We start from the raw sequence: 18035 nt of genomic DNA, 5'->3' as shown, positions 1-18035 counted from the left end.
GTCGCCGGTGCCGGCCACGGTGGGGAGGGGAGCCTCCGCGAGGCGCCCGCCCGGGGCTGTCCCATGAGTTGTCCTTCGGCCCAAGTCCCTGATTGGCGCACAATTCGCCATATCAGGAGTTGATAGTTGGCTATCTAAATTAACGGCGGAGACACGTGCGCGACAAGCCCCCGACGCGGACGGGCGCGCCGCCCCGCGTCATTGACAGCCGAGAGTTCGGAGCCTAGAACAAATAATCGACAGCTATGGATGGAAAGGTCGTCACCGAAGGCGCCACCCCACGCACAGGGAGGATCCGGAGCATGCATCGACCAGGCCCGTCCCGCCGGCTCGGCCTGCTGGCCACCGCCGTCACCGCCACGTTCGTCGTCGTAGCCGTCACCCCACCCGCCGAGGCCGCGGCGGCCGATCTCACGCAGTACGTCAACCCGTTCATCGGCACCGACGACAGCAACGCGCCCAACCCGGTGGGTGGCGGCGCCGGTGGCAGCACCATTCCCGGCCCGGTCCAGCCCTTCGGGATGGTGCAGCTCAGCCCGGACACGCCGACCGCCTCACCCTCCGGGTACCGGCACAGCGACACCGAGATCGAGGAGTTCAGCCTCACCCACTTCAACGGGGCGGGCTGCGCCAACAACGAGGATCTCGGCATCCTGCCGATCACCGGCGCCATCGGAGCCTCCCCCGGGACGTCCTGGACGTCCTACCGGGCCACCCAGACCAAGAGCCAGGAGCAGGCCCGCCCCGGCTACTACCAGGCGGTGCTCAGCAACTACGGCAACACCCGGGTGGAGGCCACGGCGACCACGCGCACGGTCGCCCTCCGGCTGACCTACCCGTCGACCGCCGCCGCCCGGGTGCTGGTCAACACCAGCCGCAGCGCCACCGGCAACCGGAACGGCTCGATCACCATCAGTGGATCATCCGTGACGGGCAGCGTCACCGGCGGCGGCTTCTGTGGCAGCTCGAAGACCTACCAGATCTTCTACCGGATGGAGTTCGACCGCGCACCGTCCGGGGTCGGTACCTGGTCGGGGGGTACGGTCAGCGCCGGGTCGACCAGCACCAGCGGCACGAACTCCGGCGGGTACCTGACCTTCGACACGTCCAGCAACCCGGTCGTGCAGGTCAGGGTCGGCATCTCGTTCGTCAGTCAGGCGGGGGCCCAGGCCAACCTCGTCAGCGAGCAGCCAGGCTTCGACTTCGACGCGCTGCGGGCGCGGGCCGACGAGCAGTGGAACGGCGTGCTCAACCGGGTGCAGGTCACCGGGGGCTCCGGCGCCGACCTGCAGAAGTTCTACACCGCGCTGTACCGCGTCTTCATCAACCCCAACGTGTCCAACGACGTCAGTGGGCAGTACCGGGGCTTCGACAACGTGATCCGCACCGCCAGCCACCCCGTCTACCAGAACTACTCCGGCTGGGACGTCTACCGGTCCTGGGCGGCGCTCATCGCGTTCATAGCGCCTGGGGAGGCGGCCGACATCGCCAAGTCGATGGTGCTCGACGGGCAGCAGGGCGGCCTGCTGCCCAAGTGGTCGCACAACACCAACGAGGCCTTCGTCATGACCGGCGACCCCGGCCCGATCATCGTGGACAGCCTCTACCAGTTCGGTGTCCGCGACTTCGACACCGCCGCCGCGCTGGAGCTGATGAAAAGGAGCTCCGCCGGCGGCACCACCCAGGGCAGCCCGATCCGCGGCCGGCAGGGCGGCTACGTGCAGCGCCACTACATCGACGGCGACCCCTCGGACTCGCTGGAGTACTCCGCGAGCGACTTCGCGGTCGCCCAGTTCGCGCGGGCCCTGGGGGACACGGCCACGTACGACACCCACATGGCCCGGGCCCAGTGGTGGCGCAACGTGTTCAACACCGAGTCCGGCTACGTCCACCCGCGAAACGCCGACGGCAGTTGGCCGTGGCCGCTCGACCCCGCCAGCCAGTCGAACTACGTCGAGGGCAACGCCTCGCAGTACACCTGGATGGTCCCCTACAACCTCGGCGGCCTGATCAACCTCATGGGCGGCCGGCAGACCGCGATCCAGCGGCTCGACCACCACTTCACCCAGACCAACGGGGGCCAGTCGCAGCCGTACTTCTACATCGGCAACGAACCGGAGCACGGCGTGCCGTGGGCCTACCACTTCGCCGCCGCGCCGGCCGGCACCAGCGCGGCGGTCCGGCGGATCATGAACGAGTCGTTCACCACCGGCGCCGGCGGCCTGCCCGGCAACGACGACCTGGGCGCCACCTCGGCGTGGTACGTCTGGTCCGCGCTCGGCATGTACCCGCCCACGCCCGGCGCGGACACCCTGGCCCTGCACGGCCCGGTCTTCCCGTCGATCCTGGTCGACCGGCCCACCGGTGACCTGCGGATCGACGCCACCAACGCCGGGCAGGGCAACCAGTACGTGCAGAGCCTGTCCCGGGACGGCTCGGCGACGCAGCGCACCTGGCTGCGCTACGGCGACCTCGCCGGTGGCGCGACACTGTCGTACACGATGGGCGCCTCGCCCTCGTCGTGGGGGACCGACCCCGCCGACGCGCCGCCGTCGTTCGACGACGGGGCCACCCCGCCGGCCGCCGCCGCCGAACTGGGCCCCAACCTGGCCGCCGGGAGGCCGGCCACCGGCTCGGCCGCGTGCAACGCCACCGAGGGCCCCGAGAAGGCGTTCGACAGCAGACTCGGCGGCGCCAGCAAGTGGTGCTCCCTCGCCACCGGCACCAAGTTCCTCCAGGTCGACCTGGGATCGAACCAGACGATCCGCTCCTTCGTGGTCAAGCACGCCGGGCTCGGCGGTGAGACCACCGGCTGGAACACCGGTGACTTCACGATCCAGACCAGCACCGACGGCAGCACCTGGACGACCCGCGCCACGGTGTCCGGCAACCGGGCGAGCCGGACACACCACCCGATCCTCGCGGCGCCGGCCCGCTTCGTCCGGCTGACCATCACCAGCCCCACCAACAACGGCAACAACGCGGCCCGGATCGACGAGTTCGAGGTGTACGGCACGAACAACCAGGCCAACCTCGCGCTGAATCGCCCGGCCACCACGGATGCCCAGTGCGCCGCGAGCGAGGGGCCCGAGAAGGCCGTCAACGGCAGCACCTCGGGCGGCGGCTCCGACAAGTGGTGCGCCAACGGCGGCACCAGGTCCCTGCGGGTCGATCTCGGCGCGGGCCACCGCGTCCAGTCGATCGTCGTCCACCACGCCGGCGCCGGCGGCGAGGACCGCGCGTGGAACACCCGGGACTTCGACCTGCAACTGTCCACCGACGGCGCGACCTGGACGACCGTGGCACAGGTCAGGGGCAACACCGCCGACATCACCAGTCACCAGGTCTCGGCCGACGCCCGGTACGTGCGGGTGAACGTCCGCACCGCCACCCAGACCACCGACACCGCCGCCCGGCTCTACGAGGTCGAGGTCTACGGAACCTGACCCTCCCCGGCCGGCCGCCCGCGTCCGGTGGCCGGCCAGGGCCAGGTCCTCGTGGACGACGCACTCCCGGCCCGGGCCGCGATCCGCCGCCCGGGCGCGGGAGCCCCGCCTCGCGGCCGGCGCCGCGGACCGCTCACGCCTCGGGCACCCGGGCCCACTTGTGGAGCGTGTCCTCGCGCCCGGTCGCGTCGAGGTGCAGCGCCGCCTCGATCAGCGCGAGATGGGTGAACGCCTGGGGGTAGTTGCCGGTCGCCGTCCCGTCACCGGCCATCTCCTCCGCGTACAGTCCGAGGTCGCCGGCCCGCGCGCAGAGCCAGTCGAAGGCCTGCTGCGCCTCCCGCCGCCGGCCGGTCAACGCCAGGCAGGAGACCATCTCGAACGAGGTGAGCAGGAAGCCCGGCTCGCTCCCGGGCAGGCCGTCGTCGACCTCGCGGGTGTCGTACCGGTGGACCAGCGCCACGCCGTCGCCGAGCCGGCGGTGGATGACGTCGATGGTGGAGCGGATCCGCGGGTCCTCGGGCGGCAGGAAACCGACCAGCGGAAGGCGCAGCACCGCGGCGTCCAGGGCGGTGGAGTCGTACGCCTGCACGAAGCAGCCCAGCCGCTCGTCGTAGCCGCGATCGATCACCTGACGGTGGACCTCGTCCCGCTCGGCGCGCCAGCGGGCGAGGTCACGGTCGTCGTCGAAGTGCTCGGCGAGCCGGATCGCCCGGTCGAGGCAGACCCAGGCCATCACCTTGGAGTTGACGTAGTGCCGGGGCACGTTGCGGATCTCCCACACGCCGTGGTCGGGCTCGCGCCAGCGTCCCAGGGCGTCCTCGACCCAGTGCCGCAGCCGCTCCCAGCCCTCCGGCGGGAGCCCCCCGCTCAGCTCGTGGTAGGTCAGGGCGGCGTCGAGGAGGTGGCCGTACACGTCGAGCTGGAACTGGTCGAACGCCTCGTTGCCGACGCGCACCGGCCGGGAGTCCCGGTACCCGCGCAGGTGCGGCAGCCTCGTCTCGGGTCGCCGGACGTCGTCGATGCCGAACATCGCCGGCAGGTACGGGTCGTCGGCCGCCGCGTCGAGCAGGAAACGCAGGAATCGGCCCCCCTCCTGGGCGTGCCGGAGGCGGAACAGGGCGAGCACCACGAGCGCCGCGTCCCGGGGCCAGGTGAACCGGTAGTCCCAGTTGCGGACACCGCCGAAGCTCTCGGGCAGCGACGTGGTCGCCGCGGCCAGCAGGGCGCCGGTCTGGTCGAAGGACAGCCCGCGCAACACCAGGGCGCTTCGCAGCACCTGCTCCCGGCCGGGCCCGTCGTAGGCGGCCCGCGCGGTCCAGTCGCGCCAGGTGTCGCACGTGCGGCGGAAGATCCGCTCCCCGTCGCCCGGTTCGAGATCCGACTCGGTCGCGCCGTCGTAACCGAACACACAGGTCCGCAACTCACCCGGGCCGACGAGTTCGTCGGCCAGCAGCCGGTCGTCCTCCTGGCGGAACGCCACGTTGGTCAGCAGCCTCAACTCGGGCAGCCGCCACCGGCCGGTTCCCTGCGCCCTCCAGCGCCCCGGACCGCGCCCGTAGTCGGGTCGGGCGTCCACGACGAAGCGCACCATCGCGTAGCCGGAGACCACCCGTACGCAGCGCACCAGCCGTCGCTCGGCCACGATCGGCACCTCGTCGCGGCTGCCCTGACGCACCGCCAGGAAGTCGTGGACCAGCACCTCCGCGCCCTCGTCGGTGAGGTAGCGACTCTCCAGCACGAGGGTGTCCTGGACGTACCGGCGTTGGGCGGCGCCGGCACCCACGACCGTGATCTGCGCGGCCCCGCCGCGCTCCCGGTCCAGCAGCCGACCGAACACGCTGGGCCCGTCGAATCGGGGCACGCAGAACCAGTCGACGGATCCGTCCGGACCGACCAGCGCCGCCGAGTGTGTGTCGGAGAGGAACGCGTACGCGTCGATGGCCGGGAAGGTGTCCGTCATGCGCCGTCCCTCTCACCGCGGGTGCGTCCGTCGTGCCCCGGCTACCCGTTGTGCCCGCCCTCAATCCCGGACCGTCTGCCGCCGTGCCCGCCGGGACCCGGGTGACGTCGACGACCCGCGCGACCGGGTGTTGTCGCTACCTCTCCGGGCGTTCGACGCGGGTGGGGTTGCCGCGGACGAGCTCGTCGTGGACGCGCCAGCGGGCGGTGGTGACGGCGCGTCCTGCCGTCTCGTCGCCCTGCTCGATGCGCTGTCGCAGCAGCCGCACGGCGATGCGGCGGTTGAGGCTGAACTGCCGCTCGGTGTCGACCACGAGGACGATCCCCGAAGGGCGGTGGGTCGCCCGTACCGCCGTGCTGGCCTTGTTCCGGTGTTGACCGCCGGGGCCGCCGGTGCGGCAGCCGACGATGTCGACATCCGCCTCCGCGAACGTCGTGCGCGGGGTGTCGACCTGGCACGGTCGGGCGATGACGTACCAGTTCTTCCGTCCGGTGCCGGGCCGGTAGGGGCTGGGGGCCTGCCAGCACAGGGTTCCGGTCCACGAGGCGGCGAACGTCTCGGCGCCGGCTCCGGAGATCCGGACCAGGACCGACCGGTAGGTGCCGGGCCGGTCACCGGGCACGGTGTGCGTCCGATGGGTCGTCAGGCTCTGCCGGACGGCGTCGGCTTCCAGGCGGCGCAGCAGCCGGGCCAGCGCCCAGGCGCACTCCTGCGGGCCGCGTCCGGCCGACACGAGCAGGTGGACGCTCACGGCCGGCCCCGCCTGCGGCGGTGGTCCCGGCGGTCGCGTGGGGGCGTCGACCCGAGGTCGGGCGTCTTGTAGGTGACCAGGGGGACCGTGGTGGCCACGGGCGTGGCCAGTTCGTGGTCGACGAGGTCGGCGATCACCTGCTCGATGCGCTTGTAGGCCGTCGGTGCCTCCTCGAAGAGCAGTTGGCGGTCGCCGCACACCACCAGCGACCCCAGCGGCGTGCGGCGCAGCTCCTCGACCGTGTGCTTGGCCCGGCCCCGGCGCAGGGCGTCGGCGCGCGACATCTTCCGGCCCGCGCCGTGCGCCACCGAGTGGTTGGCGCCCGGCCCGGAGTGGGCGGCCACCAGGTAGGAAGGGGTGCCTCGGGTGCCGGCGACGAGCACGTCGCGGCCGTCGCCCGGCGCCGCCCCCTTGCGGTGCAGGTAGACCCCGTCACGGATCTCGACCAGGTTGTGGCACTCGTCGACGATCGGCTCGGTGGGCTCGGTCCCCAGGGCGTGGGCGACCCGGGCGGCCATCAGCCGCCGGTTGAGCGAGCCCCACCGTACGGCGTCGTCGTGCATCGCCAGGTAGGCGGCGGGATCCGGGGCGGGGCCCGCGCCGTGCACCTCGGTGTGCGCACGCAGGATCCGCTCGCCCAGCCCCCGGGAACCGCTGTGGACGACGAGCACGAGGTCACCGGCGGCGAGCCCGAGCCGGCTCGCGTGGCCCGGCTCGAAGACGGTGCCGATCCGGGCCAGCTCGACGAAGTGGTTGCCCCGACCGACCGTCCCGAGTCCCTCGACGTGACCGGCGGGTACGTCGTCCGTCATGACGGCCCAGGCGGGGTCGTCGGCGTCCTGCGCGGGGTCCAACGCGCGGTCGAGGTCGGGAAACCGGGCGGCGAGCCGCTCGGGCACGGCCCGCTTGAGCCTGAGGGGGAACACGGCGATACCGCAACCGATGTCGGAGCCCACCAGGAACGGGTACAACACGGTCGACGCCATGGCGGCGCCGATGGGGGCGCCCTTGCCGGGGTGCAGGTCCGGCATGGCGGCGACGTGGATCATGCCGTCGAGGGCGGCCACCTGGTGACACTGCGCGAGGGCGTCGGACTCGATCCAGCTCGTGGGGGAGGCGAACACGGTGACGGTGGCCGAACCGGCGGCCGGGGCGGGCTGCGGCAGGGCCGCCCGCCGCAAGGGTGGCTGAGACAACGACGCTCACTTCGCTGAAAGTGGTCATGGACGGACGGCACGACGGCGCGGGTCGGCGCCGTGCGGCCGTGGGGCAACGGGGGTGCTGTCCGTCAGAACGTCATGGACATCACCTTCGCGGAGCCCACCGCGCGCGGCAAGCGCTTTTCGGCCGTGCGGGGCGTTCGATCAAGGTCGACCGGGCCGCGAGCCGAGGGGAGTCGGGCTCGCGGGATCGGAACCCCGCGGCAGGCGCCCCGGTTGCCCACCATGGGCCGGCGCGCCCACCGGGGTCCCGCCAAGGGACGGGCAGGGCATCCCGTAAGTTGTGTCCCGCGTCACATTTTGCCCGCGGCGGGAGGTGTCGCCGTTCCGTCCACCCAGGCCCTGGTCAGGCGTGGGTGGACAACGACCTTTGGAGGTTTCCCACAACTGAGGCCGTGCAGGATGCGCAATCTGCGATATGGCGTCGCCAGCCGGGAGACGGAAGGGTGAATACTGCCGGGACCGCCGTGTCCCGGCGCATCGTTGGTCTACAGAAGGGCTCGGTCGGGTGTTCAGTCGTGTCGCCATCGTCAACCGTGGTGAGGCCGCCATGCGGCTCATCCACGCTGTACGGGACATCGCCGCGGAGACCGGGACCCGGATCGAGACCGTCGCGCTGCACACCGACGTCGACCGGGCCGCCACGTTCGTGCGGGAGGCCGACATCGCCTACGACCTCGGTCCCGCGTCCGCGCGCCCGTACCTGAACCTGGAGGTGCTGGAGCGGGCGCTGGTGGAGACCGGGGCCGACGCGGCGTGGGTCGGCTGGGGCTTCGTCGCGGAGGACCCGAGGTTCGCGGAGCTGTGCGAGCGGGTCGGGGTCACCTTCGTCGGACCGAGCGCGGATGCCATGCGCAAGCTCGGCGACAAGATCGGCGCGAAGCTGATCGCCGAGGAGGTCGGCGTCCCGGTCGCGCCGTGGAGCCGCGGTGCGGTCGAGACCCTGGACGCCGCCCTGACGGCGGCGGCCGAGGTCGGCTACCCACTGATGCTCAAGGCGACCGCGGGTGGCGGCGGGCGCGGCATCCGCGTGATCACGAACGAGGCCGAGCTCGCCGACGCCTACGAGCGCACCAGCCAGGAGGCAGCGCGGGCGTTCGGCAGCGGCATCGTGTTCCTGGAGCGCCTGGTCACCGGCGCCCGGCACGTCGAGGTGCAGGTGATCGCCGACGGTCAGGGCACCGCGTGGGCGCTCGGCGTCCGCGACTGCTCGGTGCAGCGACGCAACCAGAAGGTCATCGAGGAGTCGGCGTCGCCGGTGCTCAGCCCCGCGCAGGCGGCCGAGCTCAAGGCGTCGGCCGAACGGCTGGCCGTCGCGGTCGGTTACTGCGGCGCGGCGACGGTCGAGTTCCTCTACCACCCCGGCGACGAGCTGTTCGCGTTCCTCGAGGTCAACACCCGTCTGCAGGTCGAGCACCCGATCACCGAGTCCACCACCGGGTTCGACCTGGTCAAGGCGCAGCTGCACGTGGCCGCCGGCGGCAGGCTCGACGGCGAGCCGCCGGTGGAGCGCGGCCACGCCGTCGAGGCCCGCCTGAACGCCGAGGACCCCGACCGCGACTTCGCGCCGTCCCCGGGCCGCATCGCCCGGCTGGCCCTGCCCGCCGGGCCGGGCATCCGCGTGGACACCGGCGTCAGCGAGGGCGACACCATCCCCGCCGACTTCGACTCGATGATCGCGAAGATCATCGCCTACGGCCGCGACCGCGACGAGGCGCTCGGCAGGCTGCGCCGGGCGATGGCGCAGACCACGGTGATCATCGAGGGTGGCGCGACGAACAAGAGCTTCGTGCTCGACCTGCTCGACCAGCCCGAGGTCATCGACGGCAGCGCGGACACCGGCTGGATCGACCGCGTCCGGGGCGAGGGCCGGCTCGTCTCGCACCGGCACTCGGCCGTCGCGCTGGCGGCTGCCGCCATCGAGGCGTACGAGGAGGAAGAGCGCGTCGAGCGGCAGCGGCTGTTGTCGACGGCGTTCGGCGGACGCCCGCAGGTGCAGCACGAGAGCGGCCGACCGCTGGACCTCAAGCTGCGGGGCGTCGGCTACCGCGTTCGGGTCGCGCGGGTCGGCGCGCACCGGTTCCGCGTCGGCGTCGAGGCGGGTGACGACGTCCGCACCGCCGACGTCGAGCTCGACCGCTTCGACCGGCACACCGGGCAGGTCGTCGTCAACGGCACCCGGTACCGGCTGCTCACCGGCACGCACGGGCCGATCCACCTGATCGAGGTGGACGGCGTGACGCACCGGGTCAGCCGCGACGAGGGTGGCGTCGTTCGCTCGCCCATGCCCGCGCTGGTCGTCGCCACGCCGCTGAAGGTCGGCGCCGAGGTCGAGGCGGGCGCGCCGGTGCTCGTGCTGGAGAGCATGAAGATGGAGACGGTGCTGCGGGCACCGTTCAAGGCGCGGCTGAAGGAATGCGCCGTGTCCGTGGGCAGCCAGGTGGAGGCCGGTGCGCCGCTGGTGCGGCTGGAGCCGCTCGCCGACGCCGAAGCGGAGAGCGACCCGGCGGGGGAGTCCGTCGAGCTGGACCTGCCCGCCGCGCCCCGGGAGATCCCGGCGCGGGCCCGCACCAGGCGCGGCCAGGAGGACCTGCGCAGCCTGCTGCTGGGCTTCGACGTCGACCCGCACGACGAACGCCGGGTGCTCGACGACTACCTCGCGGCACGCCGGGCGGCCATCGCGGACGGTCACCGGCCGCTGGCCGCGGAGCTCGAACTCGTCGACATGTTCGCCGACCTCACCGAGCTGAGCCGCAACCGGCCGACGGGTGAGGACGGCGGCGGTGACGGTCACCTGCACAGCGCCCGCGAGTACTTCCACACCTACCTGCAGAGCCTCGACGTCGAGCGAGCCGGGCTGCCGGAGGCGTTCCAGGCCAAGCTCGCCAAGGCGCTCGGGCACTACGGCGTCACCGATCTGGAGCGTTCCCCCGAACTCGATGCCGCCGTGTTCCGGATCTTCCTCGCCCAGCAACGCGCGTCCACCGACGCCGCGGTCGTCACGGCGTTGCTGCGCGCCTGGCTGCGGGAGCCGCCGCCGGACGAGGCGTTGCGCGAGCCCGCCGGCCTCGCGCTGGAGCGGCTGGTGGCCGCGACCCAGGTGCGCTTCCCCGTGATCTCCGACCTCGCGCGCGGCGTGGTGTTCGGCTGGTTCGCCCAGCCGCTGCTGCGTCGCAACCGCGCCAGCGTCTACGCCAGCGTCCGCAAGCACCTGCGCCACCTGGACACGCACCCGGACGCGCCGGACCGTGCCGAGCGCATCGCCGAGATGGTGCGTAGCACCGAGCCGCTGGTGCGGCTGCTCGGCCAGCGGCTGATCCGCGCCGACCTCGGCAACGAGGTCATGCTGGAGGTGCTGACCCGGCGGTACTACGGCAACAAGGGCCTCACCGGCGTGCGCACCAGCGAGGTCGCGGGCTGCACGTTCGTGGTCGCCGAGCGCGCGGGCTCGTGCGTGGTCTCCTCGGCGGTGGGCTTCGAGGCGCTGGGCGCCGCGCTGCGCGGGCTCGGGGAGCTGGCGAGCGGCGAGGACGTCTTCGACGCCGACATCTATCTCGCCTGGGAGAACCAGCCGGAGGACACCGACGCGATGGCCGCCGCGCTGCACGAGGTCGTCAGCGCGCACCCGTTGCCGGGCCAGGTCCGCAGACTCACCGCCACCGTCGCGGGCCGCAGCGGCGCGGTGATGCACCACCACTTCACGTTCCGCCCGTCGACCACCGGGATGGTAGAGGAACGGCTGGTCCGCGGTCTGCATCCGTACATCGCGCAGCGGATGCAGTTGGAGCGGCTGAGCAAGTTCGACCTCACCCGGTTGCCGTCGTCCGACGAGGAGGTCTACCTCTTCCAGTGCGTGGCGCGGGAGAACCCGTCGGACGACCGCCTCGTCGCGTTCGCGCAGGTACGCGACCTGACCGAGCTGCGCGAGCACGATGGCAGGCTGGTCGCGCTGCCGACCGCCGAGGACACCGTCGCCACCTGCCTCGACTCGATCCGCCGCGCGCAGTCGCGGCGACCGTCGAAGAAGCGCGTCAACACCAACCGGATCGTGATCTACGTCTGGCCGCCGAGCGACCTCACCCGCGCGGAGCTGGAGATGATCGCCGGGCGAGTGCTGCCGACGACCGCGGGCGCCGGGCTGGAGGAGATCCTGTTCATCGCGCGGCAGCGCGACCGGGAAACCGGCGAGCTGACCAAGATCGCCGTGCGTATCTCCTTCGACGCCACGGGCGGCAGCGAGCTGACCGTCGGCGAGCCGTCGGACGAGCCGGTCGAGCCCCTCGACGACTACCGGCAGAAGGTGCTGCGCGCGAGCAGCCGCAACACGGTGTACCCGTACGAGCTGACCGGCCTGCTCGGCGACTTCGTCGAGTACGACCTCGACGACGAGCACGCGCTGGTGCCGGTCGCCCGCCCGAAGGGACGCAACACCGCGGCGATCGTCGCGGGTGTGGTCAGCACGCCGACCCGGTGGCACCCACAGGGCGTCACCAGGGTCGTGCTGCTCGGTGACCCGACGAAGTCGCTCGGCGCGCTGTCGGAGCCGGAGTGCCGCCGGGTGATCGCCGCGCTGGATCTGGCCGACCGGATGCGGGTGCCGCTGGAGTGGTACGCGCTGTCCTCCGGCGCGCGGATCTCCATGGGGTCCGGCACGGAGAACATGGACTGGGTGGCCGCGGCGCTCAAGCGGATCGTCGAGTTCACCCAGGACGGTGGCGAGATCAACATCGTGGTCGCGGGCATCAACGTCGGCGCGCAGCCGTACTGGAACGCCGAGGCGACGATGCTCATGCACACCAAGGGCATCCTGGTGATGACGCCGGACTCGGCGATGGTGCTCACCGGCAAGCAGTCGCTCGACTTCTCCGGTGGCGTGTCGGCCGAGGACAACTTCGGCATCGGTGGCTACGACCGGGTGATGGGGCCGAACGGGCAGGCGCAGTACTGGGCGCCGAACCTGTCCGCCGCGCGGGACGTGCTGATGTCGCACTACGACCACACGTACGTCGCCCCCGGCGAGCAGGGGCCGCGGCGGGCGACCACGACCGACCCCGTCGACCGCGACATCTCCGACTTCCCGCATGTCGTGGCGGGCAGTGACTTCAGCACCGTCGGCGAGATCTTCTCCGCCGAGGCCAACCCGGACCGCAAGAAGCCGTTCGACATCCGGACCGTGATGCGGGCGCTCTCCGACCAGGACCACCCGGTGCTGGAACGCTGGGCGGGCATGGCCGACGCGGAGACCGCGGTGGTGCAGGACGTGCATCTCGGTGGCATGCCGGTGTGCCTGCTCGGCATCGAGTCACGGTCGGTGCCGCGGCGCGGCTTCCCGCCCACCGACGGCCCGGACACCTACACCGCGGGCACGCTGTTCCCGCGGTCGTCGCAGAAGACCGCGCGGGCGATCAACGCGGCCAGCGGCAACCGGCCGTTGGTGGTGCTGGCGAACCTGTCGGGCTTCGACGGGTCCCCGGAGTCGATGCGGAAGCTACAGCTGGAGTACGGCGCCGAGATCGGCCGCGCGATCGTGAACTTCCGCGGGCCCATCGTGTTCTGCGTGATCTCGCGGTACCACGGTGGCGCGTTCGTGGTGTTCTCGAAGGCGCTGAACCCGAACATGACCGTGCTCGCGCTGGAGGGCTCGTTCGCCTCGGTGCTCGGCGGTGCTCCGGCCGCCGCGGTGGTGTTCTCCGGCGACGTCAACGCCCGGACCGCGGCCGATCCGCGCCTGCGGGACCTGGAGGCCCGCGCTGCGATCGCCTCCGGCGCCGACCGCGCCGCGTTGACCGCCGAGCTCGACGAGATCCGTTCGTCGGTCCGCGCGGAGAAGCTCGGTGAGGTGGCCACGGAGTTCGACCGCGTGCACAACATCCAGCGCGCGGTCGAGGTCGGCTCCGTCGACGCCGTCATCCGCGCCGCGGAACTGCGCCCGCGGATCATCGAGGCCATCGAGTCGCGTCTGCGTTAGTCCGGTCCACTGCCGTGGACCAGGCGACCGTCGCGCCACGTGCAGTGGGGAACACCGCGACGGCCTGATCGAGCACCGCATGCGAACGGCCGACCGGTCGCGTGCGGTGCTCGATCAGAGTCGTCGCCACGCACCTACCGAGCTGCGGGCGGACCCGGAAGCGGCTGCGTCAGCCCGGCCCGCTACCAGGCCATCCGCGAGCTGCGACCACCGGTTCCACAGCTCTCGACGACCATGTTCGGTCCCTCGGCGGATCCTGCGGGAGCGCGTTCGCGTCCGGGACCTCATCCTGACGAGCGACCGCCGGTGCGCGGACGCCCTCGGGTTATTTCCCCCGTATTGAGCGTTCAGTCCCAGTTGAGCCAGTAACGTCTCATCCGACAGCGGGGAGACCGGCTCGACGGGTGAGTCTCCGGTCCAGCCGAGAAGGATCAGGACCAGTGCAGTGCATCTGACGCCCAAGGAATTCGACAAGCTGACGATTCTCTCGATGGCATGGTGGCCGACCAGCACTGGTCGGCCGCGGTCAAGGGCGCGAAGCGGTACGTCCCGCTCGCCGTGGACCGCAAGGTCATGGAGTCGGTGATGCGTACCCACGCGTTCACCGGGATCACCCATGGGTCCGTCCCCGGCACCGAGGTGATCGCGTACCTCGCGCCGCACGAGTCGCGGCGGTCGTTCGGCGGCGCGGACTCGACCCCGCACTCCCACCTGCCCGCCAACCTCGACTGAGGAGGGCTCGTGCGCGCGATGGTCGAGACGCTGAAGCTGTTGCAGTTCGTCCACGACCGAGCACCCTCCAGGACTTCGTCCGCACGATCACCCGGCTCGCCGCCACGGGGGACGGCGTCGCGCTGCTCACCGGGCACCGCGGCGCCACCGCCGGTCGTGTTCACCGACTGCAAGACGGGCGAGGGAATCGACGGATGGACGTCGACCTGGCGCCGGGCAGCCAGGCGCACGTGGTCACCCAGGCCGCCACCAAGATTCAGGAGATGGACGCGAACCACGGCTCGCAGAACCAGACCTGCACCCTCGCCTCGACACCCGTCTGGGCCGCCGCGACGCCGCTGGCCGGCGCCGTCAGCCGGCTGCCGAACGACGCCGGGCTGATCTTCAAGGTCCTGGGGCAGGAAACGGAGCCGGTGCGCGAAGCGATCCGCGCCTTCTGCGTGCCGCCCGCGAGGAAGTCACCGGTCGGACCTTCCCGCCGGCATCCAGTTGGCGTTGACGCAAGCGAAGGAGACAGAGATGGCCGAGGCCGCGCGGGGCTGGAAACGGCTGAGCGACCGCTACCCGGTGGTCGGGTTCGTCGACGCGTGTCTGCGCGGGACCGCGCAGGTCGTCCTGCAGAACAACCCGCTGACCGGCCTGCTCATCCTCGTCGCGATCGCCTGGGGCGCGTTCGAGAACGGCATTCCCCGGGTCTTCGGCGGCGCCGTACTCGGTGTCGTCGTCGGCACGGCGACGGCGGTCGCCCTCCAGGTCGACCGGACGTCGTTGCGGCACGGGCTGTTCGGCTTCAGCCCGCTGCTGACCGGGATCGGCGTCGCGACCTTCCTCGACCACCGGCCGTTGATGTGGCTCTACCTGGTGTTCGGAGCCGCCGCCACGACCGTGGTCACCCTGGCTTTGAACCGGGTCTTCAAGACCTGGGGGCTGACCGCGTTCACCTTCCCGTTCGTGCTCACCACCTGGGTGCTGTTGCTGGGGGCCTACCAGTTCAGCCGGTTCACCGTGCTGACCAACCTCAAGCCGATCTTCCCCGGCGAGGGGACGCTGGCCGCCGGCAGGTTCGACTGGGACCTCGTGCCGACCTTCCTCCGGGGGGTCTCCCAGGTGTACCTCACCAACAGCTGGGTCAGCGGGCTGATCATCGTGATCGCGCTGCTGGTCAACTCCCGCTGGTCGGCGCTGTTCGCGGTCGTCGGCAGCGTCGGCGCGACCCTGCTGGCGCTCTGGTTCGGCGCCGACGGGCTCTCGCTCGACAAGGGCCTGTACGGCTTCAACGCGGTGTTGACGGCGATCGTGGTGGGAGCCGTCCTGCACCGTCCCGGCCCGCTGGTGACGGTCTACACCCTGTTCGGCATCGGCCTGACGCTCTTCGTGCAGGTGGCTCTGGCGAGCGTGCTCACCCCGCTGGCCATCCCGGTGCTGACCGGGCCGTTCAACTTCGCCACCTGGTTGCTGCTGCTGCCCCAGCGGCACTTCGCGTCGGTGCCCGACCACGAACGTGTCAAGGAAGCCGCTGTCTCGGCGGTGAAGCGTACTGGAGCAGGGCGTTGAGCGCCGTCAGGACCGACCTGGCGAGCACGGTGACGGCGAGCCCTCGAACCCGGCCGGCCGGGGCGGTTCTATGCTGCGGCGACTACGTCCGGGCCCCGTAGGTCAGGCGGCGTAGGACGATCTCGGCGGGACCGGCCTGCCCGCGCTTGTCGAGCAGGTGGGCGATCAGAACGGTCGCGAGCCAGACGGCCACCGCGATGATCAGGCCGGTCGCCGTGGGGCTGCCGAAACGGTGGCCGAGCGCGAGCGTGAAGGGCGCCAGGAGGACCAGCCAGGCCACCGACTGGAACAGGTAGCCCGACAGGGAACGCCGGCCCAGGGCCGAGAGCGCGCCGACGACGGGGCCGGGCCGGGTGACCCGCATGGCGATCAGGCCGAAGACGGCCACGTAACCCGGGCCGGCGAACATGCCGCTACCGCCGTGGAGCACCAGCATCAGGCTGGCGGTGGACTCGTCGGCGTTCAGCCATCCGGCGTTGACCAGGGCGGCCGGGAGGCCTCCGGCGATGGCGACGCCGAGGCCGAGGACGGCGGTCCACGTGAGCAGGCTCCGGTGGCGGGCCGGCTCTTCGAGGACCCGGCGGCGGGCGGCCCACATGCCCAGCCAGGTGATGATGATGAAGGGTAGGACGGTCAGCGTGTGCACCGGCCATTCGCCGAGGCGAGCCAGCATGGACGCGAGGTACCCGGGGGCGGCGAGGGAGTCGACGTGGCCCGACGGCAGCGGGACCGACCCGCCCGAGCCGCCGAGGAGGCCGCTCGTCACGACGGCGCCGATGACCAGGATCTCGACCGCCGACAGTGCCCAGAGCACCAGCGCGATCCGGTGGAACCTGTCGCCCCGGCGCAGCAGCACCAGGGTCATCACGATCCCGACGATCCCGTAGGCGCCGAGGAAGTCGCCGTAGTACAGCAGGGTGGCGTGTGCGAACCCGAAGACGACGAGCCAGAGGTTGCGGCGCAACAGCACCGAGCGGACCTGCTTCGGCGTGGCGCCGGAGGCGTCCTGGCGGCGGGCGAGCTGGACGAGTCCGTAGCCGAACATCACGGCGAAGACCGGGTATCCGCGGGCGTGGACGAGTTCGAAGAGCAGGAGGTTGAGCCCGCGTTCGGCGCCCTCCGGCGTGGCGTCGAGGCCGGGCTCGCCGGCGAAGACGACTCCGGCGGCGTTGGCCAGCGCGATGATCAGCAGCATCGCTCCCCGGGCAAGGTCCGGCGCGAGGGCGCGTTCGGCACGCCGTACCGGTCCTCTCGGCGTCCGTGGTGCGGTGTCAATGCTCATGGTCGTCCCTCTCCCCGAGAAGCCGTCTTTAGTTTCCCAGGGAAAGTATCACAGACAAACTAACGAGGTCTGGCATGATGGGGCCGGATTTCGGCCGGGCGAACGAGGGAGCCAATGACCAGCGAGGACTTCGTTCCGGCGTCGCTGCGCCGGCTGTGGGGCATGTCGGAGCCATCGCGTCTCGGGCGGCCGGCGGCCCTCGACGTCGGCCTGGTCGTCCGCGCGGCGGTGGAGATCGCCGACCGCGACGGGCTCGGCGGCGTGACGCTTCCCAAGGTCGCCAAGAGCCTCGGTTTCACGGGGATGTCGCTTTACCGGTACGTCGGCTCCAAGGACGAGCTGCTCACGCTCATGGCCGACTGTGCCCTGGGTGCGCCGGGGGAGATGGACACCGACGACTGGCGCGCAGGGCTGCGCGGCTGGGCCTTCGCGCAGCGCACGGTGTTCCAGCGTCGGCCGTGGCTGACACGGTTGCCCACCTCCGGACCGCCCTCCGGACCGAACCAGATCGCCTGGATGGAGGTCGCGCTGGCGATCATGTCCGGCACCCGTCTCGACTGGGCGCACAAGGTCGGCACCCTGTCACTGATCAGCGGCTACGTGGTCCAGTCGGTACGGCAGGACCGCGAACTCGCCGAGGGCAGGGCCGAAGGTCAGGGGCAGGCCGACGCCGAGCGTGACTACGGCCGCGCGCTGGCGCGGCTCGTCAAGCCCGAGCGCTTCCCCGAGATGGCACGACTGTTCTCCTCGGAACTGTTCGAGGCGCCGCCGCCGGACACCCCCGACGCGGCGATCGCCGACGCGGACTTCTCGCTCGGGCTGGAGTTGATCCTCGACGGCGTCGCCGTCCGCATCGGACGCTCCGGCTCCTGACGCGCGCCCCCGGACGGCCCCGGGGCGCACGTCGACGGCCGGTTCAGTCCGTCGTCACCCTCTGTCTGAAGAGGCCGTCGCTCGGGCGAGGGGGCGTCCGCCGGTCGTCGAGGGCGGCACCCGATTCGACAACCTCGACGTCTTCCTCTGGTCCGTCGTGCGCTACCACGCGGTGCGGGCCGGCGTGCTGGAGCGGGCCACGGTCGAGGCGGACTTCCTGCGCGCCCCGTCCGCTATTGTCAGCCGGTG

Annotated in this window: 10 protein-coding genes; 5 read left to right on the top strand and 5 right to left on the bottom strand. The window is 71.7% G+C overall.

All coding sequences use genetic code 11. The features are described from left to right. Positions 1-302: 302 nt before the first annotated feature. A complete protein-coding gene (locus tag OOK41_RS20355; RefSeq protein ID WP_266266331.1) occupies positions 303-3446 on the top strand; it encodes a GH92 family glycosyl hydrolase in 3144 nt (1047 codons plus the stop codon). A gap of 133 nt (positions 3447-3579) precedes the next feature. Here the strand turns inward: OOK41_RS20355 and OOK41_RS20350 are convergent, their stop codons facing one another. The 3 genes from OOK41_RS20350 to OOK41_RS20340 all read right to left on the bottom strand — a co-directional run bounded on the left by OOK41_RS20350 (position 3580) and on the right by OOK41_RS20340 (position 7338). Further along, positions 3580-5406: a glycoside hydrolase family 15 protein gene (locus OOK41_RS20350; protein ID WP_266266330.1), complete on the bottom strand. Its 1827-nt coding sequence runs from the start codon at positions 5404-5406 to the stop codon at positions 3580-3582. Between the two features lie 136 nt (positions 5407-5542). Beyond that, positions 5543-6157 (bottom strand): peptide chain release factor H, encoded by a 615-nt coding sequence (gene prfH, locus OOK41_RS20345; RefSeq protein WP_117667307.1) that lies wholly within the window; start codon positions 6155-6157, stop codon positions 5543-5545. Then, a complete protein-coding gene (locus tag OOK41_RS20340; protein ID WP_243639376.1) occupies positions 6154-7338 on the bottom strand; it encodes an RNA ligase RtcB family protein in 1185 nt (394 codons plus the stop codon). Before OOK41_RS20340 ends, prfH begins: the two co-directional genes overlap by 4 nt. 547 nt (positions 7339-7885) lie before the next feature. Between OOK41_RS20340 and OOK41_RS20335 the strand changes: the two genes are divergently transcribed. Then, on the top strand, positions 7886-13345 hold the full coding sequence (locus OOK41_RS20335) for a carboxyl transferase domain-containing protein (protein ID WP_266266329.1): 5460 nt from the start codon (positions 7886-7888) through the stop codon (positions 13343-13345). A 495-nt stretch (positions 13346-13840) separates the two neighbouring features. Further along, positions 13841-14077 carry a hypothetical protein gene (locus OOK41_RS20330; RefSeq protein ID WP_266266328.1) on the top strand — a complete coding sequence of 79 codons (237 nt, stop codon included), beginning with the start codon at positions 13841-13843 and terminating at the stop codon, positions 14075-14077. A gap of 256 nt (positions 14078-14333) precedes the next feature. Here the strand turns inward: OOK41_RS20330 and OOK41_RS20325 are convergent, their stop codons facing one another. Further along, positions 14334-14465, bottom strand: a complete 132-nt coding sequence (locus tag OOK41_RS20325; protein WP_266266327.1) for a hypothetical protein — start codon at positions 14463-14465, stop codon at positions 14334-14336. A gap of 131 nt (positions 14466-14596) precedes the next feature. Between OOK41_RS20325 and OOK41_RS20320 the strand changes: the two genes are divergently transcribed. Then, positions 14597-15631, top strand: a complete 1035-nt coding sequence (locus tag OOK41_RS20320; protein WP_266266326.1) for an urea transporter — start codon at positions 14597-14599, stop codon at positions 15629-15631. Positions 15632-15713: 82 nt separating this feature from the next. Here OOK41_RS20320 and OOK41_RS20315 read toward each other — a convergent pair whose 3' ends face one another. Then, positions 15714-16913 (bottom strand): DUF418 domain-containing protein, encoded by a 1200-nt coding sequence (locus OOK41_RS20315; RefSeq protein ID WP_266266325.1) that lies wholly within the window; start codon positions 16911-16913, stop codon positions 15714-15716. A 114-nt stretch (positions 16914-17027) separates the two neighbouring features. On the opposite strand from OOK41_RS20315, the gene OOK41_RS20310 reads away from it, so the two are divergent. Further along, positions 17028-17786, top strand: coding sequence for a TetR/AcrR family transcriptional regulator (locus tag OOK41_RS20310; RefSeq protein WP_117667298.1), 759 nt, complete (start codon positions 17028-17030; stop codon positions 17784-17786). Positions 17787-18035 lie beyond the last annotated feature (249 nt).

It is taken from the genome of Micromonospora sp. NBC_01655 (assembly GCF_026339755.1).
Classification (GTDB): domain Bacteria; phylum Actinomycetota; class Actinomycetes; order Mycobacteriales; family Micromonosporaceae; genus Micromonospora.
Note: the sequence above shows the minus strand (reverse complement) of the source record. Positions and strands in the feature narration are given on the sequence as shown.